The 620-nt window shown below is 63.2% G+C and carries 1 protein-coding gene; it reads left to right on the top strand.

Going from position 1 to position 620, the window contains the following annotated elements:
* On the top strand, positions 1–620 hold a 620-nt coding region (locus NTD88_RS14320), incomplete at both ends, for an immunoglobulin-like domain-containing protein (RefSeq protein ID WP_262154259.1).

The raw sequence follows: 620 nt of genomic DNA, 5'->3' as shown, positions 1-620 counted from the left end.
CCGAAAAACACCGTGTACGTCGACAGCGGCAACGTCAGCGCCACCATCACTGGCACCAGCGGCGGCGATTTCGAGAAGTTGAACGTCAGCAGCACGCCAGCGGTAACCGCCGTCACCGACACGATCGATACTTCGACCGTGACCCTGACTGCGACGCCGAGCGTGACCGAAGGCGGCGTCGTCACGTACACCGCGACCGTCAGCGCACCCGTCACCGGCGCACCACTGGTCATCAGCCTCGCCAACGGCCAGAGCATCACCATCGCGGTCAATGCGTCGAGCGGCTCGGTGGACTACGTCGCACCAAACAACGTCTACAGCACCAACGCAGCGCTGACCAACAGCATCACCGGCGTGACTGGCGGCAATTACGAGAAGCTGGTCACGGCCGGAACGCCGTCCACCACCGTGACGGATAACCCTGCTCACCTCGACACCACCGGCGTCTCGCTCACCGCGACCGGCACCGTCCAGGAAGGTGGTCAGATCACTTACACCGCGAAGCTGACCAATCCGGCCGGCACGGAAATGAAGGTGACCCTGAGCAACGGTGAAACCATCACCATCGCCAAGGACGCCACCGAAGGCAGCATCACCATCGCCGCCCCGAAAAACACCGT

Source organism: Pseudomonas sp. 20P_3.2_Bac5, assembly GCF_025466035.1.
Lineage (GTDB): Bacteria > Pseudomonadota > Gammaproteobacteria > Pseudomonadales > Pseudomonadaceae > Aquipseudomonas.
This window is presented reverse-complemented; position numbering and strand designations above follow the sequence as displayed.